The 24,330-nt window shown below is 67.6% G+C and carries 21 protein-coding genes; 7 read left to right on the forward strand and 14 right to left on the reverse strand.

From position 1 onward, the window contains the following. Window positions 1-5 precede the first annotated feature (5 nt). Both CA982_RS03325 and CA982_RS03330 read left to right on the forward strand, forming a co-directional pair. The gene (locus tag CA982_RS03325; RefSeq protein WP_086533938.1) at window positions 6-1,244 is read left to right on the forward strand and encodes an aminotransferase-like domain-containing protein; all 1,239 of its coding nucleotides are present in this window, start codon (window positions 6-8) and stop codon (window positions 1,242-1,244) included. After that, complete coding sequence (locus tag CA982_RS03330; protein WP_086533939.1) at window positions 1,241-2,482, forward strand: M20 family metallopeptidase; 1,242 nt, start codon at window positions 1,241-1,243, stop codon at window positions 2,480-2,482. The genes CA982_RS03325 and CA982_RS03330 overlap by 4 nt, the downstream gene beginning before the upstream one ends. Here the strand turns inward: CA982_RS03330 and CA982_RS03335 are convergent. The 4 genes from CA982_RS03335 to CA982_RS03350 all read right to left on the reverse strand — a co-directional run bounded on the left by CA982_RS03335 (window position 2,448) and on the right by CA982_RS03350 (window position 6,679). Continuing rightward, window positions 2,448-3,836, reverse strand: coding sequence for an MFS transporter (locus CA982_RS03335; protein WP_086533940.1), 1,389 nt, complete (start codon window positions 3,834-3,836; stop codon window positions 2,448-2,450). The genes CA982_RS03330 and CA982_RS03335 overlap by 35 nt on opposite strands. 116 nt (window positions 3,837-3,952) lie before the next feature. After that, complete coding sequence (locus CA982_RS03340; protein ID WP_208617881.1) at window positions 3,953-4,741, reverse strand: GntR family transcriptional regulator; 789 nt, start codon at window positions 4,739-4,741, stop codon at window positions 3,953-3,955. A gap of 10 nt (window positions 4,742-4,751) precedes the next feature. Further along, window positions 4,752-5,195, reverse strand: a complete 444-nt coding sequence (locus CA982_RS03345; protein WP_244176123.1) for a DUF3830 family protein — start codon at window positions 5,193-5,195, stop codon at window positions 4,752-4,754. A 77-nt stretch (window positions 5,196-5,272) separates the two neighbouring features. After that, window positions 5,273-6,679: an amidase gene (locus tag CA982_RS03350; RefSeq protein WP_086533943.1), complete on the reverse strand. Its 1,407-nt coding sequence runs from the start codon at window positions 6,677-6,679 to the stop codon at window positions 5,273-5,275. A gap of 56 nt (window positions 6,680-6,735) precedes the next feature. Between CA982_RS03350 and CA982_RS03355 the strand changes: the two genes are divergently transcribed. Next, complete coding sequence (locus CA982_RS03355; RefSeq protein ID WP_086534133.1) at window positions 6,736-7,473, forward strand: maleate cis-trans isomerase family protein; 738 nt, start codon at window positions 6,736-6,738, stop codon at window positions 7,471-7,473. Window positions 7,474-7,967: 494 nt separating this feature from the next. On the opposite strand, the gene CA982_RS03360 is transcribed toward CA982_RS03355, so the two are convergent. From CA982_RS03360 to CA982_RS27050, 8 genes are all read right to left on the reverse strand, one after another. Then, window positions 7,968-8,897: an aminoglycoside phosphotransferase family protein gene (locus tag CA982_RS03360; RefSeq protein WP_086533944.1), complete on the reverse strand. Its 930-nt coding sequence runs from the start codon at window positions 8,895-8,897 to the stop codon at window positions 7,968-7,970. Beyond that, complete coding sequence (locus CA982_RS03365) at window positions 8,894-9,601, reverse strand: response regulator (protein ID WP_086533945.1); 708 nt, start codon at window positions 9,599-9,601, stop codon at window positions 8,894-8,896. Before CA982_RS03365 ends, CA982_RS03360 begins: the two co-directional genes overlap by 4 nt. Next, window positions 9,598-12,147: a sensor histidine kinase gene (locus CA982_RS03370; RefSeq protein ID WP_086533946.1), complete on the reverse strand. Its 2,550-nt coding sequence runs from the start codon at window positions 12,145-12,147 to the stop codon at window positions 9,598-9,600. Before CA982_RS03370 ends, CA982_RS03365 begins: the two co-directional genes overlap by 4 nt. 19 nt (window positions 12,148-12,166) lie before the next feature. Next, the gene (locus CA982_RS03375; RefSeq protein WP_086533947.1) at window positions 12,167-12,802 is read right to left on the reverse strand and encodes a potassium-transporting ATPase subunit C; all 636 of its coding nucleotides are present in this window, start codon (window positions 12,800-12,802) and stop codon (window positions 12,167-12,169) included. A 4-nt stretch (window positions 12,803-12,806) separates the two neighbouring features. Continuing rightward, window positions 12,807-14,969, reverse strand: coding sequence for a potassium-transporting ATPase subunit KdpB (gene kdpB, locus CA982_RS03380; RefSeq protein ID WP_086533948.1), 2,163 nt, complete (start codon window positions 14,967-14,969; stop codon window positions 12,807-12,809). After that, on the reverse strand, window positions 14,966-16,783 hold the full coding sequence (gene kdpA / locus CA982_RS03385; protein ID WP_086533949.1) for a potassium-transporting ATPase subunit KdpA: 1,818 nt from the start codon (window positions 16,781-16,783) through the stop codon (window positions 14,966-14,968). Before kdpA ends, kdpB begins: the two co-directional genes overlap by 4 nt. Before the next feature lie 4 nt (window positions 16,784-16,787). Then, window positions 16,788-16,886, reverse strand: coding sequence for a potassium-transporting ATPase subunit F (locus CA982_RS03390; RefSeq protein WP_086533950.1), 99 nt, complete (start codon window positions 16,884-16,886; stop codon window positions 16,788-16,790). Between the two features lie 249 nt (window positions 16,887-17,135). Then, the gene (locus tag CA982_RS27050; RefSeq protein WP_279627954.1) at window positions 17,136-17,264 is read right to left on the reverse strand and encodes a hypothetical protein; all 129 of its coding nucleotides are present in this window, start codon (window positions 17,262-17,264) and stop codon (window positions 17,136-17,138) included. A 245-nt stretch (window positions 17,265-17,509) separates the two neighbouring features. Here CA982_RS27050 and CA982_RS03395 point away from each other — a divergent pair, with 245 nt between their 5' ends. From CA982_RS03395 to CA982_RS03410, 4 genes are all read left to right on the forward strand, one after another. After that, complete coding sequence (locus CA982_RS03395) at window positions 17,510-18,808, forward strand: MFS transporter (RefSeq protein WP_086533951.1); 1,299 nt, start codon at window positions 17,510-17,512, stop codon at window positions 18,806-18,808. Between the two features lie 459 nt (window positions 18,809-19,267). Next, window positions 19,268-20,062, forward strand: coding sequence for an enoyl-CoA hydratase-related protein (locus CA982_RS03400; RefSeq protein ID WP_086533952.1), 795 nt, complete (start codon window positions 19,268-19,270; stop codon window positions 20,060-20,062). Beyond that, window positions 20,063-21,199, forward strand: a complete 1,137-nt coding sequence (locus CA982_RS03405; RefSeq protein ID WP_086533953.1) for an acyl-CoA dehydrogenase family protein — start codon at window positions 20,063-20,065, stop codon at window positions 21,197-21,199. A gap of 40 nt (window positions 21,200-21,239) precedes the next feature. Continuing rightward, window positions 21,240-22,142 carry an SDR family oxidoreductase gene (locus CA982_RS03410; protein WP_086533954.1) on the forward strand — a complete coding sequence of 301 codons (903 nt, stop codon included), beginning with the start codon at window positions 21,240-21,242 and terminating at the stop codon, window positions 22,140-22,142. A gap of 73 nt (window positions 22,143-22,215) precedes the next feature. On the opposite strand, the gene CA982_RS03415 is transcribed toward CA982_RS03410, so the two are convergent. Then, window positions 22,216-23,241 carry an Rv3169 family protein gene (locus CA982_RS03415; RefSeq protein ID WP_086533955.1) on the reverse strand — a complete coding sequence of 342 codons (1,026 nt, stop codon included), beginning with the start codon at window positions 23,239-23,241 and terminating at the stop codon, window positions 22,216-22,218. A 65-nt stretch (window positions 23,242-23,306) separates the two neighbouring features. Further along, complete coding sequence (locus tag CA982_RS03420; RefSeq protein WP_086534134.1) at window positions 23,307-24,329, reverse strand: phosphotransferase family protein; 1,023 nt, start codon at window positions 24,327-24,329, stop codon at window positions 23,307-23,309. Window position 24,330: the final 1 nt, after the last annotated feature.

The following is a 24,330-nucleotide window of genomic DNA, read 5'->3' on the forward strand; positions in this document are numbered from 1 at the left end:
GGAAAGTGACCACAACCGAAACCGCCTACCAGACCCGGCATTCGGCACCGACACTGCCGTTGGCGGGCCGCGCCAAGGACCTCGTCGGTTCGATGATCGACTCGTCGACCTCGCTGCTGGCCGCGCAGTCACACGACATCGTGCGTTTCGCGATGGGCTCGCCGGCCGACGAGGCCGTGCCGGCCGACGAGTTCCGTCAGATCGCCGGCGAGATCCTGGACAACACATCGTTCACCTACGGGGCGACGGAGGGCGAACCCCGGCTGCTACAGCTCCTCGTCGACTACCTGGCCACGACTCCCGACCTGTCGTCCCTCGACCGGCTGGTCATCACCACCGGTGGGATGCAGGGACTCGACCTCGCCTGCAAGCTGTTCGTCGACCCCGGAGACCTGGTCGTCGTCGAGTCCCCGACGTACACCAACGGCAGCGCGACCGCGCTCTCCTATGGCGCGCAACTGCTCGAGGTGCCCGTCGACGACGACGGCATGCAGGTCGACCAGTTGGCGACCCTCGTCGCGCGGACCCGTCAGACGCCCAAGGCGATCTACACCATCCCGACGTTCCAGAATCCGTCCGGCGTCACCATGTCCGAGGAACGACGCCGCGAGTTGCTGCGGCTGGCGCACACCTGGGGGTCGGTGATCATCGACGACGACCCGTACGGGCTGTTGCGATTCGCCGGGACCGACATCCCGACCTTCCAGACCCTGAGCCCCGGTGATCCGCTGATCTTCTCGGTGCGCACCTTCTCCAAGATCCTCGCCCCCGGCTGGCGGGTCGGCTGGGTCGACGCCGATCCGTCGCTGCGCCAACTGCTGATCAACGGCAAGCAGGCGATGGACACCTGCACCAACGTGCCCAATCAGCACATCGTCGCCGAGTACATCGCCCGCGGCGGTCTCGAGGACCACCTCGCCGGTATCCGCCTGCTGTACCGGGAGCGCAAGAACGCCATGCTCGATGCGATCGGGCGTCATCTGGGCGATCGGGTGGTGACCACGAACCCTGCCGGCGGTTTCTTCCTGTGGGTCACGCTGCGCGAGGAGTTCGCCGAGATCGACACGCGGGAACTCTTCGAGGTCGCCCTCGCCGACGGGGTGGCGTTCATCCCCGGCCCCGCGTTGTCACCGGGCGGACGATTCCGCAACTCGATGCGTCTCTGTTTCGCCTCGAGCACACCCGAACGAATCGACGAGGGTGTCCGACGTCTCACGGCCAGTCTTGAGAAGATGGTCGGGTGAGTGGTGAACCAGACCTGACCGCCGCCGAGTCCGCAGTACTCGGCTTCATCGACGAGGCCGCCATCACCTCGCTCACCTCGGCCCTGGTCGAGGCGCCCAGCGAGAACCCCGGCGGGACCGAATCGGCCGCGGTCGCGGTGCTCGACAGTGCCTGCCGCGCGCTCGGTTTCGATGTCGAGACCCATGAAGTGGCCCCCGGGAGGCCCAACCTCGTCGCCACCGTGCGTGCCGGGACTGCACCGGGACTGATGTTCCTCGGACATTCCGACGTGGTCCCGGCCGGGCCCAACTGGTCGGCCGACCCGTACACGGCCCGCATCCGCGACGGCCGCATCTACGGCCGCGGTGCCACCGACATGAAGGGCGGACTCGCCGCCGTCATCGCTGCGATGAGTGCTCTGCGCCGAACCCCCGAGGTCGGCATCGAACTCTACGGACCGCTCCGTCTGGTGTGCACGGTCGACGAGGAGGAGCACGGAATCGGGGTGCGGGACTTCGTGAGCCGCCCCGCCGATCACGACTTCCTCGGTTGTGTGGTCGCCGAACCCACCGACATGCAGGTGGTGCGGGGCTGCCGCGGCGCGTCGTACATCGAGATCGAGGTGACCGGACGCGCCGCGCATTCCGGACGCCCCGCGGACGGGCGCAGCGCCATCGACGCCGCGGCGGCCATCGTCGAGATCATCCGCGCCGATGCCGCGCGACTGGCCGAGACCTCGGACGACCTGCTCGGCCACGGGACCTGGAATGTCGGGACGATCGTGGGCGGACAGGGCATCTCGGTGGTCGCACCAGGTTGTTCACTCGGCATCGACCGGCGATTGATGCCCGACGAGGACCCGCATCGGATCGCCGAGGAGTTGCGAGCGACCATCCGCGACCGCCGAATCGACACCGACGGCATCACCGTCGACGTCCGGGTGACCATGGAGATGCCCGGGTTCGCCACCGATGCCGGACATCCGCTCGTCACCACGGCCGTCGGGGCGGTCGTCGATGCCGGTGCCGACACCTCGGTCGGCGGCTGGACCGCCGCCTGCGACGGCGGCTTCGTCAGCCGCGACCTCGGCGTCCCGTCGATCGTCCTCGGTCCGGGCAACATCAACACCGACGCTCATCAGCCCGACGAGTCGGTCGCCATCGCCGACCTCGTCACCGCGGCGAGGGCGTACGCCCTCGCCGCGATGCGATTGCTCGGCTCCCCTACTTCCCGACCTTCTGCTTCTGCAGCGCCGTGAAATCGTTCTCGAGACTCGGGATCTCGGTGCCGCGGAGCGAGGCGCCCGCGGTCTCCTTGAGGAAGCACAGGGCGACCATCCCGATGGCGCAGGCGCCCATCATGTAGACCGCCGGGAAGAGGTTCCAGTCGGTGCTCTCGACGACGGCATCGTTGACCAGCGGCGCTGTGCCGCCGAAGGCGGCGGTCGCGACGTTGTAGGAGATCGCGAAGCCGGCGTAGCGGACCTGGGTCGGGAACATCGCCGGGAACGTCGCCGAGATGGTCGCGAGCTGCGGTATGTAGAGCACTCCCAGGATGACGAATGCCACGATCGCCCAGGCGAACCCCTGCCCCATCAGCCAATACAGCGGCAGGGCGAGGACGAACAGGCCGATCAGCGAACCCCACCACATGGGTTTGCGGCCCGTCGAATCCGACCACCACCCGAAGAAGGGGATCAGCAGCATCATGACAAGCTGACCGATGAGATTGACGACGCTGGCCGAGGTCTCGGACAGATTGATCGTGTTCTGCAGATACGTCGGCTGGTAGGCCAACAGCGTGTAGTTGGCGACGTTCAGCGCGATCACCAGACCGAACATGGTGATGATCGGACGCCGGTAGTTGACCAGCAGGTCCTTGAAGCGGGTCCAGGCCGAACCCTTGATCTCGTTGTCCTGCTCCAGTTCCTGGAAGACCGGCGTGTCTTCCATCTGCGACCGCAGGTAGAGACCGATCAGGCCCATCGGGAGCGCGAACAGGAACGGGATGCGCCAGCCCCACTGGTCCATCTGGCTGTCGGTCAAGGCCAGCTGCAGCAGGAGGACGAACAGCGTGCCGCCACAGAAGCCGGCCAGCGTTCCGAACTCGAGGAACGACCCGTATTTACCGCGTTTGTTGTCCGGCGCGTACTCGGCCATGAACGTTGCAGCACCGCCGTATTCACCGCCGGTGGAGAAGCCCTGGATCACGCGGAGCAGGATCAGCAAGACGGGCGCCCAGAAGCCGATCGACGCGTGTGTCGGCAGCAGGCCGATCAACGCGGTCGCGCCCGAGATGAGCAGGATCGTCATCGCGAGAACGGATTTGCGGCCGATACGATCGCCGATCGGCCCCCAGATCATGCCACCGAGTGGCCTCAGCACGAAGGAGATCGCGAAACCGAGCATGGTTCCGACGGTTCCGAATTCGCCCGGGAAGAATGCCTGGGTCAGATACACCGAGGCCGCGGCGTAGACGCCGTAGTCGTACCACTCGGTCGCGTTGCCGATCGCCGAGGCGCCGATGGCCTTTCGCAGGAGTTTTTTGCCCTCTGGAGAATTCGGGTCCGGTGCGAGCTGCTCGTAAGTGTCTGCTGTCGTCGTGTCGCTCATCTGCGCTTCCTGATTCGTGGGGCCGCTGAGGGTCGAGCTCGTCGTGCAGCGTTCGGTGGGCCCACGAGGTGCACGCAGCGACTTTCTCGGCTGCGTACTCCTCCGGCCGCGGGCGATCAGCCCCTGGCCACCTGAAGGTTCGCGGCATCCTCGCCGTCACCGATCAGGCGACGCAACCCGTCGGCCATGTGCTCGATCATCAGAGCATCCGCCGCCGCGGCATCTCCCGCGGCGATGGCGTCCACCAACGCCTGGTGTTCGTCGATTCGATCCTTTCCCGAGGAATACGTTCCTCGCATGGCTCGCAGGCACATTCGTGTCTCCACGAGGATCGTCTCGTGCAGGCGCGAAAGCCTCTGACTTCCCGCGTATTCCACCAGGGTCTGGTGAAAGGCCATGTCCGCCTCCGCCATCCCGGCGCCGTTGGGCTCCTCGATGAAGTCGCGCATCGCGTCGACCGCCTCACCGAGCGCCTGCACCGCCTCCTGCTCGCGGTGCGCGATCACCTGCTGTGCGGCAGCGCGTTCCACCGCAGTACGCGCTACGTACATGTCCCGGATGTCGTCGTCCTCCATCGAGACCACGAACAGTCCGCGGTTGCGGTGGCTGACCAGCAACCCCTCTGCGGTGAGACGCTGCATGGCCTCGCGGAGGGGACCACGACTGACGCCCAGGTCGGCCGCCAGCCCCGACTCCGTCAGTTGCGAGCCGGGTGCGAAGTCTCCATTCGCGATCGCATCGTGCAACTTACGCGCGATGATCGCCGGTGTCGATTCCTGAACCAGCGGCGACAACACCCGGCGACGTGGCGATTTGCCCCGTTTCGGCTGGTGAACGACGGTTCGATCAATCCCCGGGTCCTCCGGACCCGGAGTCTCGGCCCCCACCTTCATCGTCACCGTCATCCCCTCTTTCTTACCGTGAATGGCGCGCATAAGTCAGTGTTTCCCCGCGCGCGCCGCCCATCCAGACGTCGTTGCAGGCGGCTGCGAAGTCCTCGAGTCCCTCGACGATCGTCGCGAACACGTTGCCCGGGACCCAGCCCACGTCGCCGTTGACCAGCAGATTGTTGCGGCCGTAGAACACTGCGAGGTCGATGAGGAGTCGATGCTCGGCGGGGGCCGATCCGCTGTCGTAACCATAGGCCGGGTTCTCGAGGACCCCATCGAAGGTGAAGTAGCACAGGTCACCCGGGATCGGGGTGATCGTGGTGTTCTCCATGCCCGGTTCCGCCGTGGCGAAGGCCGGCAGCAGCGTGTAGATCTCGTTGCGCGCGAACTTCCCGTGGAAGACCTGGCCGCCCAGCGGCAGGGCATCCCAGACGGCGGCGGCGGTACGCGGCGCCTCGGCATCCAGCATCCGCGCCACCGCGCGCACGCCTCGCTTCTCCAGTGTCACGGTTATGAATCGGTCATTTCGGGACCGCTGTTCCGCCGTCACGGCCGATCCCCCAGCATGGTGAAGCCCGCGGCCGCCTCGTACGCCGCGGCGACGCGTAGCACTGTTGCATCGTGATGGCGTGCGCCGACGAACTGCGCCCCGGTCGGCAGACCGTCGGCGAATCCGCTCGGCACGGAGATCGCCGGTTGGCCGGTGAGATTGAACGGGTAGGTGTACGGAGTCCACGACGTCCAGTCGGGGGATGCCGACCCGTCGGGAACCGTGCGACCGGCCCCGAATGCGACGGTCGGCATCGACGGGGTCAGGAGGACGTCGAATTCCTCGTGGAGCAGGCTCATCTGGGTGCCCATCTCCATCCGCAGGGCGGTGGCACCGACGACATCGGCCGCGCTGAGATCGCGGTGGCGCTCGAGTGCCTCGATGAGCAGCGGGTCCACGCGCTCGGCGGCATGCGGCCCGAGCCCCCGCACGACGACGTCGGCACCGGCGAACCAGATGACGTGATAGGCCCAGGCGGGGTCATCCCAGCCGAGATCGACCTTCTCCACCGTCGCCCCGAGCTGCTCCAGGACAGATGCCACCCGATCGGTATTGGCCTGTACCCCAGGGTCATTCGATCCGAAACCGAGGTCGGCGCTGTACCCTACACGCAGATCCGAGAGGTCGCGAACCTCGTCGACCACCGCCGCCATGGGCGTCGACGGCGGAGGCAGGGCAGACCAGTCACGGGCGTCGAACCCACTCAGGACGTCAAGCAGCGCAGCACAATCCGACACGGTCCGCGTCATCGGGCCGACGTGGGCGACCGGTGCGAACGGACTCGGCGGATACATCGGCACCCGGCCCAGCGTGGGCTTGAACCCGACGACGCCACAGTAGGCGGCCGGAATGCGAATGGAACCGCCACCGTCGGTACCGACCGACAGCGGTCCCAGACCGGCCGCGAGCGCCGCGGCACTGCCCCCGCTCGACCCGCCCGATGTCCGCGTCGTATCCCACGGATTGCGGGTGACACCGGTCCGCGGACTGTCGGTCACGCCCTTCCACCCGAACTCCGGCGTGGTGACCTTGCCGAGCATCACCGCGCCGGCCTCACGCAGTCGGGCGACGGCGGGGGCGTCGGTGTCCCACACCATCTGATCGGGTTCGATCATCAGCGAACCGCGCAGCGTCGGCCACCCGGCGGTGAGGAGGAGATCCTTGATCGAGATCGGCACCCCGTCGAGGGGGCCCACGGGCGTCCCGGCAGCGAATCGCACCGTGGATTCCCTGGCCTCGGCCATCGTTCGGTCCCGGTCGACCAGGCAGAACGCGTTGATCGGCGGGTCGACGTCCGCGATGGCGTCGAGCAGCTCCGCCGCCACCGTCTCCGGTGTGAGCGCACCGGTACGGTAGGCCTCGGCCAGTTCCGTGGCGCTGAGCCACCGCGTGGCGTCCGACATGCGCCCCCTCACGGAAGGTTGGTAGATTGTTGACAATCTACCTTGGAGGTGTGGGCGTGACAACTGCCGTCGCCATGCTGTACCCCGGCCACGCCGCCGAGGACGACTACGAGCTCATCGAGACAGCCATCGGCGCCGCCGCGTCCGCCCTCGGGGTCCGATTGCCGGTTGTCATCACCGATGTGGACTCCGACGATCACACCGTCGAGGCCATGGCTGCGGTCGGCGAACCGGACCGCCTCGCCGACGGCGTGCGACGAGCGCTGGACCACCATCCGTCTGCGGTCATGTGGGCGTGCACCTCCGGCAGTTTCGTCTACGGCTTCGACGGCGCCCGGCGTCAGGCCGCCGGCGTCGCCGACCGGGCCGGCCGTCCGGCCTCGTCGACATCCCTGGCGTTCGCCGCGGCCTGCAGGCATCTCGGCCTGTCGCGGGTCGCGATCGCCGCGACCTACCCGGAGCCGCTGGCCGCCCGGTTCATCGGATTCCTCGCCGACGCCGGTGTGACGGTCGTGGCCATGCGCGCCAATGACATCGGGACCGCGACCGAGGCAGGCGCATTCGACGGTGACGGGTTGTTCGAGATGCTCGCGGCTGCCGACTGCGATTCGGCGCAGGCGATCGTGGTTCCCGACACCGCATTGCACACCGCGATGTGGATCACCGACCTCGAGGCAAAGTTCGGCAAGCCCGTGCTCACGGCCAACCAGGTCACCGCGTGGGAAGGGCTCCGGCTCGCCGGACTCACGGTCGCGGTACCCAGCCTCGGGAGCCTGTTCGCCTCCCGCTCGTGATGGCGTGGCCCCCGGCGGCCGAGATGCGTCGGAGGCTCTAGTCGCGCCCCCACCCGCTGAGAACGGCGGCGGGTCGAGGCGGTCGACGGAAACGGGCCTCGAAGGTGTTGTTGCGGGCGATCATTCGCTGGACGACCGCGCAGGTGACGAGCCCAGCGAGGAGCCCCCTCTGCTGGTTGAGCCGGCACCGAGCCCAGCGAGGAGCCCCCCCCTCTGCTGGTTGAGCCGGCACCGAGCGCAGCGAGGAGCCGTGTCGAAACCACCTGGTGACCAGACCGAATCCCCTACACCCGAACTGATCTCACCGAGTGTGGTCTCAACCAGCAGAGCCGGGCGCTCCACAGCAGAACGGCCGCGCCCGCGAACGCGGAGGAAGACCCGTGCCCCCGTAGGGCCATTTGTCTGCACGGTCGACGGGATCGGACGCACAGTCGACGGGATCGGACGCACAGTCGACGAAATCGGGGGCACAGTCGACGGATTCGGACGCGAGGTCAGTCGATCACTGCCTTCGCGACCGTGATGCAGGTCGTGATCCACTCGCGGTCGGTCGCGCGCAGCGGGCGGGACGCGCGTTCGGCGTCCTCGATCGCCCAGTGCGCGTTGAGGATCATCCGCACGATGACCCAGTCGCGCGCACGATCCGGATCGAGGTTCGCCGCGTCGGTGATCGTGAAGAAGCGCCGTCGGATGTCGTGCCGCACGTCGGAAGCGTGCGTGTCCAGACGATTCCACAACATGGGGGCGAGTTCGTAGTGTGCGTCGCCCGACATCGGGCTGGGATCGATGGCGACCCATCGGCCGTTGGCATCGGCGAGGACGTTCTCGTGGTGGAGGTCGCCGTGCACGATGACGCCCACGGTCGCGGCGTCGGCCAGGAGGTCCCGACCGAGGGAGATCGCCTGCTCGACGAAACGTCTCGGCACCGGCGCGTCGCGCGGGATACCCGCCAGGTCGTCCAGCCAGCGCTCGAGATGCCCGGTGAGCGGCGTGAGTCGGCCCGGCGCCGGGATGTGCAATCGGCCATAGAGATCGGCGACCACCAGGCACGCCTCGTCGTCGTCGACGGTCGTCAGGTCGCGTCGGGTCAGACGTTCGAGGAGGATCGCGCGGCGGCGGGGATCGGCGCGCAACATTCGCACCGCTCCGCGGCCGTGCCAATGTTGCAGTCCGAGAGCCTCGTGCGCACCCTCGTCGTCGCCGTCGAACGCCACCTTGAGGACCGCGGGCGCGCCCTGGCGATCGAGCACCGGGATCACGAGCGACTCGAACCCGTGCCACACCTCGTCGCCGTCGCGGCGCAGGTCCCACTCGTCGAGGAGCACCGAGATCGTGCCCGGAAGTCGTCGCAACCAGTCCACCCAGAGCGGCCCCAGCTCGGCCTGATCCGACAATCCGACCGGGATGTCGGAGGCGGTGATCATCGCGGCCCCGACCGGACGAACCGGTAGCCCATCCCGGCCTCGGTGAGGAGATGGCGGGGATGTGCTGGATCCTCTTCGAGTTTGCGCCGCAGGCTCGCCAGATAGACGCGCAGGTAGTTGCTCTGCCCCAGATATCCCGGGCCCCAGACCGCGGTGAGGATGTCGCTCTGTGACACCAGCTTCCCCTCGTGCCGTACCAGCAGTTCCAGGATGCCCCACTCGGTCGGGGTGAGATGGACCGGACCTTCCCCACGCGTCACCTGTTTCGCGGCGAGGTCGACGACGAACGCGCCCGCGTCCACCACCGGCGACTCCGACGTCGCGTTCGACACGGCCCCGCGCCGCAGCGCCGCCCGCAACCTGGCCAGGAACTCCTCCATGCCAAAGGGTTTGGTGACGTAGTCATCGGCCCCCGAGTCCAGCGCGACGACCTTGTCGGCGGCGTCGGTCCGCGCGGACAGGACGATGACCGGAACGGTCGTCCATCCGCGCAGCCCCTCAAGGACCGTCAGGCCGTCGATGTCGGGCAGACCCAGATCGAGCACGACCACGTGCGGGTTCTCCCGCGCCGCCGCCGTCAGCGCGGCGGCGCCGGTGGCCGCGGTCGTCACCGCGAAGCCGCGGGCATTGAGATTGATCCGCAAGGCCCGCAACAACTGTGGCTCGTCGTCGACGACCAGCACCCTCGTCTTCTCCGCGCTCATCGAATCGGTCCAGAGGTCTCGGAGTGCTCGTCGTCGGCGGTCGCGGGCAGGTCGACGACCATCGTCGCGCCGCCACCCGGCGTGTCCTCGACGCCGAGCACTCCCCCGATGGCGGAGACGAATCCCCGTGCCACCGACAGTCCCAGACCCACCCCCGAGGACGCGCCGCTGGTGTCACCACCCTGATGGAATGCCACGAAGACCTGGTCGCGGCCCACGACCGGGAGACCCGGCCCGTGGTCCACGATCCGGATCACGCATCGGGGCGGGTCGGCGGCGGTCAGGCCAGCGGTGATCTCGACATCCCCGCCGCCGTGACGGCGCGCGTTGTCGATGAGGTTCGCCAGCGCACGTTCGAGCAACCCGGGATCGGTGTACGCCCACGCATGGCCGAGATCGAAGGTCAGGGCCGGCTCGTGGTCGAACCGGGCCACCGCTGCGGCGGCTCGGTGCACGACCTCGGGGAGGAACGTCTGCTGGAGGTGCGGCCGGACCGCGCCCGCGGCGAGCCGCGAGGAATCCAGCAGGTTCCCCACCAAGGAGGTGAGGTGGTCGACCGACTCGTCGACGGTCGCCAGCAAGTCGGCGGTGTCCTCGGGACTGAATGTGACATCGTCGCTGCGCAGGCTCGACACCGCCGCCTTGGCCGCAGCGAGCGGCGTGCGGAGGTCGTGACCGACCGCTGACAGCAGGGCTCGTCGCAACTCGTCGGTGCGCGCGAGCGCCTCGGCCGTCGCTGCCTCGGCTTCCAGCGCGTGGCGCTGCACCGCGCCCGCGGCCTGCCCGGCCACGGCCGCGAGTACGCGTCGGTCCCGTGCACCGAGTTTCGGTCCGCGTAGAAGAAGTTCGAACTTCTCGCCCGGCACGGCACAGACGGTGTCGGCATCCTCCGGTGTCGCCGGCGGCGCGGAGCCCACCGCGGCCTCGATCGTCCGCCCGACCCGTGAGGTCCGCCGCACGACCGACACAGCCGACTGGTCGTAGGTCTCCCGGAACCGTTCCAGCAGGACCGGCACGTCGGCGCCACCGAGTACGACGCTGGAGAACAGCGCCAGGAGTTCGGCCTCACGCGCCGCGTCCTGCGCCTGCGCGCGCCGCACCGTCGCCGAATCCACCAGCGCGGCAACCGCGATCGCGATGATCAGCATGACCAGGATGGTGATCAGGTTGTCGGGCTGGCTGATCGTGAACGTGAACCTGGGGTCGGTGAAGAAGAAATTCAGCAGCAACCCCGAGATCACCGCCGACAGGGCGGCCGGCAGGATGCCGCCGAGCATCGACACCGCTAGCACCGCAACGAAATACAGCGCCGACTGGCTGGCGAAGCCGAGCCATGGATCGAGCAGCTGCAGCAGACCGGTCAACGCGACCGGGACGACCCCGGCGAACACCCAACTCAACGGCCGATGGAAGCGGGTGTCCCGGATGTCGAGACGGGACCGTCGAGACGTCTCGTCGTGCGTCACCATGTGCACGTCGATCCGGCCGCTCGCGCTGACCACGGCGGCCCCGACACCCTCGTCGAAGATCCGCTGCCACCTGGGTCGCCGTGAGGTCCCGAGAACGAGTTGGGTGGCGTTGACCCCACGGGCGAACTCCAGCAGCGTGTCCGGGATGTCGTCGCCGACGACCGTGTGAATCCGCGCCCCGAAGCCCGCGGCGAGTTCTTTGAGCGCGGCGAGGTCCACGCCCGCTCCGGTGAGCCCGTCACCCCGGACCACGTGAACGGCCAGCAGTTCCGCGCTCGAGCGCGATGCGATCCGGCTCGCGCGCCGGAGCAGTGTCGGCGATTCTGCGCCGCCGGTGACGGCCACCACGACCCGCTCGCGCGCTTCCCAGGTCTCGGTGATGGAATGTGCCGCACGGTAGTCCGCGAGCTTGTCGTCGACCTGGTCGGCCAGCCACAGCAGCGCGAGTTCGCGCAGCGCCGTGAGATTGCCCTGCCGGAAGTAGTTGGCCAGTGCGCCGTCGACGCGGCCGCCCGGATAGACCTTGCCCGCGGACAGGCGCTGCCGCAACGCCTGTGGATCGATGTCGACGAGTTCGATCTCGTCGGCACCGCGCACGACGTCGTCGGGCACGGTCTCCCGTTGCACCACACCGGTGATCTGGGCGACGACGTCGTTCAGGCTGGCCAGGTGCTGGATGTTGATCGTCGAGTAGACATCGATGCCGGCGCCGAGCAACTCCTCGATGTCCTGCCATCTCTTGTGGTTTCGCGACCCGGGGACATTCGTGTGGGCGAGTTCGTCGACGAGCGCCACCCGCGGCCGACGCGCCAGCACCGCGTCGAGGTCCATCTCCTCGAGCGGCGTGCCGCGGTAGGACCGGCTGACCCGCGGGATCACCTCCAGCCCTTCGAGGAGGGCGGCGGTGGCCACCCGGCCATGGGATTCGACGACCCCGATCACGACGTCCGCGCCCTCGTCGACGAGGGTTCGGGCCTGAGCGAGCATCTCGTAGGTCTTGCCGACACCGGGAGCACAGCCGAGGAACACCCGCAGCTTGCCGCGACCCTCTGGGTGCCCGGTCGCCGCTGACGTCATCGGCCGATTCTATCCTCGGTCACGGTGCGCGACAGCCGGGCGGCGCGAGACCCAACGCGAGGTTCACCTCGAGGACGTTCACGCGCGGCTGCCCGAGGAATCCGAACTGTCTGCCCTCGGTGTGCGCGTCGATGACTGCCTCGATCTCCGCGGGCGACCGACGGTTCTCGCGGGCCAGCCTCGCGACCTGCAGACCGGCGTATGCAGGGCTGATGTGCGGATCGAGCCCCGAACCCGATCCGGTCACCGCGTCGGCCGGCACCTGCGCGGGTGCCACCCCCTCCCGTTCGGCGATGAGCGCACGACGCGCAGTGACGTCGGCCAGCAGGGCCTCGCTGTTGGGTCCCTTGTTGGACGCCGCCGACGCCGACGGGTCGCCGGTCGCCATCGGCTCGCCCGCAGCACCCAGGACCCGAGCGTGCAGGTACGGGTCGGGCGCGCCCGGTCGGACCCGCGGGTCGAGGCCGATCACCGTGGACCCGACGGCGCATCCCGCGGCGTCGGTCACCTGTGACCCCTCCGCACCTGCGGTGTTCACCCGCGAGATCGCCCACACCGCAGCGGGATAGGCGAGACCCAGGATCAGCGTGAGACCCAGGATCATGCCCGCGGCGGCGACGCATTGCCGGACGAAGCCGGACCAGACTGTGTTCATGACGTCATCCCATTCCCGGAAGAAGACGGACCACGAGGTCGATCAGCCAGATGCCGATGAACGGCGTGACGACCCCACCGACCCCGTAGACGAGTAGGTTGCGACCCAACAACTTCGACGCCGAGTCCGGCCGATAGCGCACCCCGCGCAACGACAGCGGGATGAGTGCCACGATGATCAGCGCATTGAAGATCACCGCGGACACGATCGCCGACTGCGCCGAGTGGAGACCCATGATGTTGAGGGCGTCGAGCTGCGGATAGACGGCGGTGAACATCGCGGGCAGGATCGCGAAGTACTTCGCGAGGTCGTTGGCGAGCGAGAACGTCGTCAGCGCACCCCGGGTGATCAGCAACTGCTTGCCGATGCCGACCACCTCGATGAGTTTGGTCGGATCGGAGTCGAGGTCCACCATGTTGCCGGCTTCCTTGGCCGCCGACGTGCCCGTGTTCATCGCGAGACCCACGTCGGCCTGCGCCAGCGCGGGTGCGTCGTTGGTGCCGTCACCGGTCATCGCGACCAGACGTCCGGCGGCCTGCTCCGCGCGGATGAGGTCCAGTTTCTGTTCGGGGGTCGCCTCGGCGACGAAGTCGTCGACGCCTGCCTCGGTGGCGATCGCCCGGGCGGTGAGGGGATTGTCGCCGGTGACCATCACGGTGCGGATCCCCATTGCGCGCAGCTGCGCGAACCGCGCCGTCATGCCCGGCTTCACCACGTCGGACAAGGCGATCACGCCCATGACCCGGGCCGGTTGCCCGTGGGTGCGGACGCCGACCACGAGCGGTGTGCCGCCGGCCGACGACACCCGTTCCACGTCGGCGGCGACGGTGTCGTCGACCGTGCCCTCGCCGGCGACGACCCATCGGGTGACCGCATCGGCGGCGCCCTTGCGGTATTCGACGAGTGCGCCGCCGCCGTCGGAATCCACGCCGTCGGAATCCACGCCGCTCATCCGCGTCTGCGCGGTGAACGGGATGATCGTGTCGGTGACACGACGGTCGGGATCCGTCCCCTCGTCCGGCGCCACCCCGTATGCGGACCGGCAGAGTTCGACGATGCTGCGGCCCTCGGGTGTGTCGTCGGCGAGACTGCAGCGGTGGGCGACCCGCGCCAGTTCGTCGACGGACACCCCGGGCGCCGGACACAGATCGGTGGCGCGGCGGTTGCCGTAGGTGATCGTCCCGGTCTTGTCCATCAGCAGGGTGTCGATGTCGCCGGCCGCCTCGACCGCGCGTCCCGACATGGCCAGGACGTTGCGTTGTACCAGCCGATCCATCCCGGCGATGCCGATGGAGCTGAGCAGCGCGCCGATGGTCGTGGGTATCAGGCACACCAGCAACGCGATCAGCTTCACCGGATCGGGTGACTGGCCGGCGTATTCCTGCATCGGTGCGACCGCGACCACCGCGAGCAGGAAGATCACCGTCAGGCTGGTCAGCAGGATGTCGAGGGCGATCTCGTTGGGGGTCTTCGTGCGAGCGGCACCCTCGACGAGGGCGATCATCCGGTCGACGAAGGTCTCTCCCGGCGCCGTGGTGATGCGGACGACGATGCGGTCGGAGAGCACCACGGTTCCGCCGGTGACCGCCGACCGGTCGCCACCGGATTCACGGACGACCGGCGCCGACTCCCCGGTGATCGCCGACTCGTCCACGGTGGCGATCCCGTCGACGACGTCACCGTCACCGGCGATGACCTCGCCCGCCTCGACCAGGACGAGGTCCCCGATCCGCAGGTCGCTGCCGGCGACCTCCTCGGTCGCTCCGACGCCGGCGAGGTCGTCATCGGCACACAGGCGGCGGGCGATCGTGTCCCGCTTCACCTTTCGAAGACTGTCGGCCTGCGCCCGGCCCCGACCCTCGGCGACGGCCTCGGCGAGGTTGGCGAACAGGACGGTGAACCACAGCCAGGCGGCGACGGTCCAGCTGAACCGGGATGGACGCAGCAGCGCGAGCACGGTGGTGACGACGGCTCCGAGGAACACGACGAACATCACCGGGTTCCGGGCCTGAGCACGCGGGGCGAGCTTTCGTAGCGCGAGCGGCATCGACGTCACCAGGGAACGGGCGTCGAAGGCGCCGCGCGACACCAGTATCGATTCGGGTTCGTCGGACTTCTCGACGCCCGGCGTCGCGGGTTCGTCGGTGGAGACGAGGTGTGTGGTCACAGGAGCGCCTCGGCGATCGGTCCCAGCGCCATCGCCGGGAAGAAGGTGAGTCCGGCGACGAGCACGATGGTCGCGGCCAGCAGGAATCCGAACAGAAGACCGGAGGTGGGCAGGGTCGAGGGCGTCTCCGACGCATCGTCATCAGGGTCGGCGACGGAGACGGCGCCGCCGGCGGGGACCGGCAGGACGGCGGTCCCCGCTCCACCCGCACCGGCCACCGCGACGGTTCCGGCTGTGGCGGAGCCGGGGTCCGGGCCACCGCCGCGCGGGGTCTGGCGGGCGAGCAGGCCGGCCAGGGCGAGCACGAGCACGATGGGCAGGAATCGGCCCAGCAGCATCGCCATGCCGAGCGAGCCCTGGAACCAGTCACCGGTCGCCGTGAACCCGCCGAAGGCGCTGCCGTTGTTGTTGGCCGCCGAGGCGTACGCGTACAGGACTTCGCTGAACCCGTGGATCGAGCCAGGACTGCCCGGGTCCCCACTGTTTCCCTGCGCCCGGGTCGTCGATCGCAGGATCATCGAGACCCCGGTACCGGTCAGCACCAGCGCCGGCATCACCAGCACATACAGTGCGGCCATGGTGATCTCGTGCTGGCCGATGCGTTTGCCGAGGAAGGTCGGCGAGCGTCCGACGAGCAGTCCACCGATGAACACGGTGATCATCGCCATCACGAGGATGCCGTACAGACCCGACCCGACGCCGCCCGGCGCGACCTCGCCGAGGAGCATGTTCCACAGGACGGCGCCACCGCCGACCGCGGAGAGGCTGTCGTGCGCGGAGTTCACCGCGCCGGTCGACGTGCCGGTGGTCGAGACCGCGAACAAGACCGACCCGGGGATACCGAACCGAACCTCCTTGCCCTCCATCATCGCTCCGGCGGCCGCGGAAGCGGTTCCTGCGGTACGACTCTCGAAGACCCACACGAGAGTGAGCATCAGCGACCAGATCGCGGCCATCACAGCCAGCAGCGTCAGACCCTGCCGTCGGTCGCGGACCAGGGTCCCGTAGGTGCGCGTCAGGCAGACCGGGATCAGCAGGAGTGCGGTGATCTCCAGCAGGTTCGACAGCGGCGTGGGGTTGGAGAACGGGTGTGCCGAGTTCGCCGACAGCGTCCCGCCCCCGTTGGTGCCGAGTTCCTTGATCGCCTCCTGCGAGGCGAACGGACCGAGGATGCTCCGCGCATCGGCACCGTCGAAGGTGGTCCACCCGAACCCGGTGTGCCAGGACTGGACCAGGCCCTGAGTGATCAGCAGCGTCGCGAGGGCCAGGCTGAGCGGCAACAGGATTCGGATCGATCCCCGCACCAGGTCCACCCAGAAGTTACCGATCTCGCCGGTCCCGCGCCGGCTCACGATGCCGCGGATGACCGCCATCGCGACCGCCAGGCCCACCGCTGCCGAGACAAAGTTCTGGACCGCGAACCCGAGCATCTGCGTCAGGTTGCTCATCACCACTTCGGGCGAGAAGGACTGCCAGTTGGTGTTGCTGACGAAGGAGATGGCGGTGTTGAACGCCATCGCGGGAGACACACCGGACTTGCCGTCGGACCACGGCAACACCCCCTGCAGACGCTGCACCAGGTAGACGACGAGGAGGGAGATCAACGAGAATGCCAGCACCGCAAGGGCGTATCCGACCCAGGTCTGCTGACGACGTGGGTCCACCCGCGCCATCCGATAGAGGACGCGCTCGGCGAGAAGGTCTTTCTCGCCGGTGTACACCCGTGCCATGTGGTCGCCGAGGGGCACGTAGGCGACGGCGAGGATGACCACGAGAGCGGCCACCTGGAGGAGTCCCGCAACAGTTGTGTTCACGCCGTCAGAACCTCTCCGGGAACACCAGCGCCACCACGAGGAACAGCACTGTCGCGGCGGCCAGCGCCAGCAGCACGACGTTGGTCACCCCGTCGGCGGTCACGACTTGGTCCTGACATCGAGGGCCCGTACGGCCAGGACACACAGGGCGAACCCCACGAGGGCCAGCAGCAGGTACACGAGGTCCGCCACGCAGTCACTCTCCGATCACATCGACGTCCACCGATTCGGTGGCCACATCGAAGGATCACGCAGCCCGACGGGCCGCGGGAGAGTCCTTAACGCGTTCCATACGCGGACCCCACGGTTATTGACGCGGCGTTGTCATGGCCTCGCCGACCTCACACCCGCATTACCGCTGCCGGACGAGAGCGATGACCTCGACGACGACGAGCAGGACCACGGCAGCGATGAGGATCACCACAGTTGCCGCGGTCGCGAACCCCGTCCGCCCGGCCATCATCACCGTTCTTCCATTCATCTCTCACTCCTCGATCACTGCCCATGATGCTTGCCCACAGCTGTCATGGAGACCGGCGGGCCCGCGCCGCTCGGCCCGTCAGAACGCAGGTCCGGGCTGGTCCGTTTCCTGCGGACCAGACGAGCATAGGACTCGGTCCAACATTTACAAATGGTTAGTCCATATGCTTGACTTCGAGTGACCTGAGACACGTCGGCCGAGCAGTTGTGGCGCATTCGGACCGACATCGAACGCGAAGGACGGCTATGAACTCTGCGGCACTGACGACGGCACCGTCGCGAACGCTGAACAGGTGGTGGTACGTGGCCACCGGATTCTTGACACTGCTTTTCGGCACGACCGTTGTGAACGTGCTCTTCAACGTGCTCGGCAAGCCCATGACGGCGGAGTTCGGCTGGGAACGCAGCGTGATCAGCAACGGGCTGTCCGTCGAGACGATCATGGTGGGCATCAGTATTGTCGCTCTGGGCATCCTCATCGACCGCCACGGCCCGCGGATACCGTCTGCGTTGATGGCGGCGATCTTCGGCACCGGCCTGATCCTGATGTCGGTCGTACCGAACAACCAGGCGATCTTCTACCTGATTTGCATCCTCATCGGCGCGGGCGCGGGGGCGGTCAATCCCATCGCCCACTCCACCGTGGTGAGTGCGTGGTTCAGCGACCGGCGGGGCACGGCGCTCGGCATCCTGATGGCCGGACTGGGCGCCTGCGGCGTGCTGATGCCCTACCTCGCCAACTGGATGTTGGACCTGCTCGGTTGGCGGGGCGCGTTCGCGGTGATCGGCGTCCTGTGCACCGCCATCCCGGTGCTCGTGTACACATTCGTCACACGGATGCCACCGGAGCACGACGCAGAGCGCCTCACCGCGCGCGCGAACGGCCGGACTGCCGGAGAGTCGCTGCTCACCCTCGCGCGTCAGAGCCGCCAGTTCTGGCTGCTGTCGATCGCAATCTTCCTGGTCTCCTCGGCGACGTTTGGGCTCATGTCGCAAGTCGTGCCGATGTCCACGGACAAGGGAATCGAACAGGGCACCGCAGTCACCATCCTCTCGATCCTGAGCCTGTCGTCGCTGGGCGCACGACTTCTCACCGGCTATCTCTTGGATCACTTCTTCGCGCCCTTCGTCGCCTCCGGGATCTTCGTCGCCTGCGGGGGAGGCGTCTACCTGCTGATCGCAGCCGACTCGGTCGTCCCCCTGATCCTCGGCGCCATCCTCGTCGGCTGGGGACTGGGCGCCGAAGGTGACGTGGCCGCCTACATGACGAGCCGCTATTTCCCCAAGCACTCGTATGGGCGCGTCCTCGGCTTCGTGTATTTCCTCTACGCGATGGGTTCGGCATTCGGGATCTTCTTGCTCGGACAGCTCTACAGCGCAACCGGGTCCTACACGGCCGGGATCGTCCCGATCATCGGCATGGTCGTCGCCGCAATCGCCCTCCTGCTCTGCATGGGCGCGTACCGCTACACCCTCGACCACGAATCGGTCGAGGCGGCTCCCGGTCATTCGAATCCCGCAGCGGCGGCCACCGCCGACCGTTGACAACGAATCCGACGACTTCGACTGCGCAGCAGTCGAAGTCGTCGGATTCTTCGCACTCTCACCGCATCCGCTCACCGGCGGCGAGTGCACCATCCCGAAAGCACCATCGCCGTTGTCGACACCCGGGATCGGGCGCTGTCACGAGGGGGCCGTCCGCGATGGCCCACTCAGCTACATCCTGCGCGAATCCGCCCCTGTCCGCGCACTTCTCCCTCGACGAGCCGCTTGCTGACGTCATCCCCGACGACGTCTACAACCTGCGAGCCAGCCACCCCCGGCGCCGACGACCCGTTCGGCGTCGGCTTGTCGGCCGGCACCGGACGCCACGGGCTCGCGTTGCCACCCTTGCGCCTCACGGTCGCCTGAAGTTAGGGTTGGTGCAAATGGTCAGTCCTAATAACCACAAAGGATGACCACAATCGGGCGGGCGCCCACGACACGAGAGGACACCGGAGTCTGATGACCGAGTTCAGCGACATCACCTACGAAGTCGACAACGGTTTGGCATGGATCACCATCAACCGTCCCGAGCGCTACAACGCGTTTCGGGCGCAGACCGTCGACGAACTCGTTCTCGCCTTCAAGAAGGCGTGGGCGAGTAGCGAGGTGGGCGTCATCGCCCTGACCGGTGCCGGCGACAAGGCATTCTGTGCCGGCGGTGACCAGAAGCAGCGCATGGAGACCGGTGACTACGGGCCGTCGAACAGCGGACTGTTCGAGGTCGAGGCCCTGCACCGCGTCATCCGTGACGCCCCCAAGCCGGTCATCGCCGCCGTGAATGGACTCGCCATCGGCGGCGGCCACGTGCTGCACGTGCTGTGCGACCTCACCATCGCCGCCGACACCGCGCAGTTCGGTCAGAACGGTCCGCGGGTGGGCTCGTTCGACGCCGGGCTGGGATCGGGCTACCTCGCTCGCGTCGTCGGGGAGAAGCGGGCGCGCGAGATCTGGTTCATGCTGCGTCGCCTGTCGGCCGACGAGGCCCTGGACTGGGGCCTGGTCAACAAGGTCGTCCCGGCAGCCGAGCTCCGCAACGAGGTCCGCGCCTGGGCTGACCAGATGCTCGATTTCTCGCCCACCGCGCTCAAGGTTCTCAAGCAGTCGATGAACACCGACACCGAGCACTTCGTCAGCATCGGCACGATGGCCTACTCCACGCTCGAGATCTTCGGCGACACACCGGAGGCGCAGGAGGGCATCACCGCCTTCAACGAGAAGCGCAAGCCCGACTTCTCCAAGTACCGGGGTAAGTGAGTGCAGTTCTCCACAGAACAGCGCGAGTTCGCGGCGGCAGTGCGGGACTACTGCCGCCGCGAACTGGCAACTGTCGCCCAACGTGACGCCGTGACCGAGTCGGGCACGCTGTCGAACAGCCCCTCGGTACTCGGCGACATGGCGCGCAACGGTTGGCTCGGCGTATCCCTGCCGGACGAGTTCGGGGGTGGCGGAGCAGGTTTCGTCGACGAGTGCATCTTCCTCGAGGAGTCCACCCGCGGACTGGCTCCGATCACCGGGTACTCGACGGGATTGACCGCGGCCCAGACGTATCTGCGCTGGGGTACCGATCAGCAGAAGAAGACCGTGGTCGCCAACCTGACGTCCGGACGGCTGGAGGCCATCGCGCTCAGCGAACCTGGTGCGGGTTCCGATCTCGCCGGCCTCCGGGTGAGCGCACGGCAGGACGGCGACCGGTACGTTCTCAACGGTCAGAAGACGTGGATCTCCGCCGCACACGTCGCCGAACACATCCTCGTGCTCGCGCGCGAGGATTCGTCCGGGACGAGACATCAGGGCATGACCCTTCTGATGGTGCCCACCTCCGCCCCCGGCGTGGAGATCCGCGGTATCGACACGATGGAAGCTCACACCTGCAACGACGTGTTCTTCACCGACGTGGAAGTACCGCTGGACGCGGTCGTCGGGACACCGCGCAACGCCTGGAAGCAACTCATGCGCGGCTTGAGTATCGAACGCCTGATCATCGCCGCGATGAGTGTCGGAGCCGCCCGTCGAGCCCTCGACGACGTCGTGGCGTATGCCCGTGGGCGTGAGCAGTTCGGTGTACCGATCTCGTCGTTCCAGGCGCTTCGGCACCGGATTGCCGATCTCGCAACCGATGTCGAGCTCGCCCGCGTGTTCGTCTACGACGTGGCGGCCAAGATCGATGCCGGCCTCGAAGACGACCTCGCCCGGGAGAGCGCGATGGCGAAGATGCGCTGCACCGAAGTCGCCAAGAACACCAGCCTGGAAGCCATGCAGATGATGGGTGGCTACGGGTACGCGCGCGAGTACGGCATGGAGGGGCAGGTGCGACGCGCCCTGGCACCGCCGATCTATGGGGGAACCAACGAGATCCAGCGCGAGATCATCGCCAAACACGTCGGGTTGTGAATCACACCCGCCGACACCGTGACACAGATGGAGAAACACGATGACCGAGCAACCTCCCACTTTCTCACCACAACTCCTGTCGGGGAAGCGGATCCTGATCACCGGCGGTGGTACCGGCCTGGGACGCGGCGTCGCCCGGCACCTCGTCGACCACGGCGCCGAGGTCCACCTGTGGGGTCGGCGTGAAGCGGTGCTCTCGGAGGCTGCGGCCGAGGCCTCCGCGTCGCGACCCGGCTCCGTGCATTTCCACACCGTGGATGTGCGTGACTACGACAACGTCGACGAGACCATGGGCCGGATCTGGGACGACCACGGGCCCCTGACCGGAGTGGTCAACAATGCGGCGGCGAACTTCATCGCCCAGACCAAGGACCTCAGTCCGCGTGCTTTCTCCGCCATCACGAGCACCGTGATGAACGGCTCGTTCCACACCACGCACGCCGCTGGAAGGCGCTGGATCGCAGACGGATTGCCCGGTTCTGTCCTGTCGACTCTCACCACGTGGGTGTGGACGGGGTCGGCCTTCGTCGTACCCTCGGCCATGGCCAAGGCCGCGGTCCATTCGATGACGATGTCGCTGGCCGTCGAGTGGGCCAAGTACAACATTCGCGTCAACGCCCTGGCCCCCGGCCCCATCCCGACCGATTACGCGTGGGAGATGCTGAACCCGACCGACAAGAGCTCGGTCGGCGCAACTCAGGCCGACCAGATCCCCGCCGGTCGCACCGGAACCATGGCGGAATTGGCAAACCTCACCATGTTCCTGCTGTCGGATGCCTGTGACTACCTGACCGGGCAGACGATCGCGATGGACGGCGGTCAGATGCTGGCGGGCCCCGGCACCTTCGCCGGTCTCACGAGTCTGTCCGACGCCGACTGGGCGCAGATCAAGGAGACGAGCAAGGCCGCCTCGGAGTCGAGCAAAGCCCAGCGGAGCGTGTGACCCGGCACCGACGACGGAAGGGGCGCATCCATCGGATGCGCCCCTTCCGTCGTGCTACCTGACGGTGAACAACTCAGAGGGTGGGCCGGTAGCGGTACTTCGAACTCCGGGTGAGCGCGAACTCGAAGATGCCGGATCCCCTTGTGCCGTCGAGGTTGAATGAGCACAACCTGTCGGTGAGTGCGGAGTCGAGCGTGCGCGGGGACACCGAACCATCGAGCGGGTACCGATCGTGTTCGATGTGATCGATCCCGTGGGATTCACCGTGATGGCCCCCATATCCGGCGCCGGCCATGTACCCGCCACCCGCCCGTGCGTCGGCGTGAACGGGATACTTCTCGCCCGCGGCCGTGACGACGAGTACGTCACCCTCGATCAGGTCCCCCGTGTCGGTGAAGTGCAACCCGTGCCGGACGTCGGTGATCGGGTCGAGCCGGCCGTCTTGATGCATGACGGCGCCCTCGAGGAGCAGCCGATCATGGTCACGGGTCTCCACGAGCAGGAATCCGATTGCGAATTCCGGGAACTGAGCCTGATACCAGACATGCAGGCCCTGGCCACCGGCCATGGTGCGGACCCCGCGAGACCGATCGCGCTGCCCGTACCAGCCGTCCACGGCGATCTCGCGCTCGTCGATCCGGAGTGAACCCTCGTAGCGACCCGACTGGAAGAGGTGGTCGAATGCGGTCCGCGTGGCGGACGCGTTCTCGACCGCCACCTCGCCGAACCAGGCGGGCGTCCGCGCACGCCAGGTCAGGTCGAACTCGACCGCGATGTCGTTCGGCGCCAGTCGGAGACGCCACTCCTGGTTGGGTTCGACGATCTCGAAGGAGAAGGGGCCCGCCCCGTCTCGTCCACTGGCCTCGATCTCGCTCGAGAATCGCAGGTTGCGCTGTTCGGCACCGTCGGAGACGACGACGAAGCCGTCACTGGTGCCCCGCGGCGGGTAGATGCCGTAACCCATGATCACCGATGGTGACAGGTCCTGGACCGGGTGCATGTTGAACATCAGGCGGTCGAAGAATCCCGGTGGGAGGTCGACGTCTTCCGGACCGACGAGGCGGTCGCGAAAGCTTGCCGTGTCTGTGGGTGCGGCCATCTGAAATCCTTTCCAACTGTGGCGACCGCGTCAGGCGGCCATCTGTCACCGGAGCGCAGCCGGGCTCAGTCGAGACCGGACGCACGACGCGCGTCGGCGAGGAACCGCTGCACGAGCGCGGGGTCGGTGTAGTACGGATCGCCGATGCCGTCATCCACGCGGCGGCGGCTGTACTCATAGAGCACCGCCAGCTTCCACAGTGAGAATGTCGTGTACCAGGCGAGGTTGGCGAGGTCGCGGCCGGTTCTGGCGCTGTATCGTTCCGCGAGTTCGTCTTTCGACGGGTATCCGTCCTCGAGCAGCGCAGCGCTGAGCTCGGCGGTCGGGTTCGTCGGAAGACCCGGGGACGGCACGGTCGCCATCAGATAGCCGACGTCGAGCAGCGGATCGCCGACCGTGGCGAGCTCCCAGTCCAGAACCGCGGCGACGCGTCCCGGCGCATCCGGCGCGATGACGACGTTGCCGATCCGGAAGTCGCAATGGATGAGGGTGCCACCCGATTCCGGCGGCGTGTTCTCCTGCAGCCAGCTGTCGACATCAGCGAATGCCTCGGGTACGAGACCGTCATCATCGGCCACCAGCCGGCGCATCCGCAGGAGGTGACGGGCGTTGAAACCCTCTGGGCGTCCCATCTTCTCCAGCCCGGCCGCGCGCCAGTCGACCGCGTGCAGCTCCGCGAGGGTGTCGATCATGCTGTGCCCGATGGCGCGCCGGCACTCCGGGGTGTCCAGCGGCGACGGTGTCGCGGTCGTCACCACGTGGCCGTCGGCGAAGCTCATGACGTAAAACGGGACGTCGAGCACATCACCCGCCTGGGCGACGGCGAGCACCTCGGGAACCGGAACAGGACTCGAGGACAACGCGGACAGCAGCTTCGCTTCCCGGAGCATGTCGTGCGCTCCCGGCGGGATCGGCGGGGGCGGCGGGCGGCGGACCACCACGCTGCGCGTCGCGTCGCTGACGAGAAACGTCAGATTCGAATGCCCGTCGCCGATGGGCTTGGTCGTGATGTCACCGCTCAGCACCTCGCGCTCCTCGAGGAACAACCGTAATGATGCGAGGGTCTCGTCGGTCCAGTCCCAGGCCATC

The organism is Gordonia lacunae, assembly GCF_002149015.1.
Classification (GTDB): domain Bacteria; phylum Actinomycetota; class Actinomycetes; order Mycobacteriales; family Mycobacteriaceae; genus Gordonia; species Gordonia lacunae.